The following is a 1,345-nucleotide window of genomic DNA, read 5'->3' as shown; positions in this document are numbered from 1 at the left end:
GTGCAGCCTTGCTTAATCCACGATTGTGGCTTCGGTCGCGGCGCGCAGTTCGGCTTCGGTGACGCCCTCGGCGCATTCCACGATCTTCAGGCCGCCCTCGACCACATCCAGAACACCAAGGTTGGTGATCACGCGGTCCACGACCGATTTGCCGGTCAGCGGCAGGGTGCATTCTTTCAGAAGCTTGCTTTCGCCGTGCTTGTTGGTGTGGTCCATCACGACAACCACACGGCCCACGCCAGCCACCAGATCCATCGCGCCGCCCATGCCTTTCACCAGCTTGCCGGGGATCATCCAGTTCGCCAGATCGCCGTTCTCGGCCACTTCCATCGCGCCCAGAATCGCCATCGCGATCTTGCCGCCACGGATCATGCCAAAGCTGGTCGAGCTGTCGAAATAGCTGGTCTCGGGCAGTTCGGTGATGGTCTGCTTGCCGGCGTTGATCAGGTCGGGGTCCTCATCGCCCTCGAACGGGAACGGACCCATGCCAAGCATGCCGTTTTCCGACTGCAGAACAACCTGCACGCCCTCGGGGATAAAGTTAGGAACCAGCGTCGGGATGCCGATGCCAAGGTTCACATAGGTGCCGTTTTCCAGCTCCTGCGCCGCGCGGGCGGCCATTTGATTGCGATCCCAACCCATATCAGGCCTCCTTCTTGCGCACGGTGCGCTGTTCGATCCGCTTCTCGTGTTCACCTTGAATCAGGCGGTGCACGTAGATGCCGGGCAGGTGGATGTGATCGGGGTCAAGCGTGCCTGCGGGGACGATTTCCTCGACCTCCATCACGCAGATCTTGCCGCACATGGCCGCGGGCGGGTTAAAGTTGCGGGCGGTCTTGCGGAAAATCGCGTTGCCGGTCTCGTCGGCTTTCCACGCCTTCACGATGGAGAGATCGGCGAAAATGCCCTCTTCCATGATGTATTCCTGACCGTTGAAGACCTTCACGTCCTTGCCTTCGGCAATCACGGTGCCCACGCCGGTTTTGGTGTAGAACCCGGGGATGCCCGCGCCGCCTGCGCGCATACGCTCGGCCAGCGTGCCTTGCGGGTTGAATTCCAGCTCCAGCTCGCCGCTGAGGTACTGGCGCATGAATTCCGCGTTCTCACCCACGTAAGAGCTCATCATCCGCTTGATCTGGCGGGTATCCAGCAGTTTGCCCAGACCAAAGCCGTCCACACCTGCGTTGTTCGAGGCCACGGTCAGCCCCTTCACACCACTTTCCACAATCGCATCAATCAGCAGTTCCGGAATCCCGCAAAGGCCAAAGCCCCCTGCCGCAATCAGCATGTCGTCGCGCAGCAGCCCTTCAAGAGCCTCCGACGCGCTGCCATACACTTTGTTCAT

Annotated in this window: 2 protein-coding genes; both read right to left on the bottom strand. The window is 60.7% G+C overall.

The genetic code is table 11. The annotated features are described in order from the left end of the window. Positions 1-12: 12 nt before the first annotated feature. The gene (locus CLV74_RS22450) at positions 13-642 is read right to left on the bottom strand and encodes a 3-oxoacid CoA-transferase subunit B (RefSeq protein WP_106269163.1); all 630 of its coding nucleotides are present in this window, start codon (positions 640-642) and stop codon (positions 13-15) included. Position 643: 1 nt separating this feature from the next. After that, the coding region (locus CLV74_RS22445) for a CoA transferase subunit A (RefSeq protein ID WP_106269161.1) at positions 644-1,345 on the bottom strand (702 nt) is incomplete at its 5' end.

This window comes from Donghicola tyrosinivorans (assembly GCF_003003355.1).
GTDB classification, from domain to species: domain Bacteria; phylum Pseudomonadota; class Alphaproteobacteria; order Rhodobacterales; family Rhodobacteraceae; genus Donghicola; species Donghicola tyrosinivorans.
This window is presented reverse-complemented; position numbering and strand designations above follow the sequence as displayed.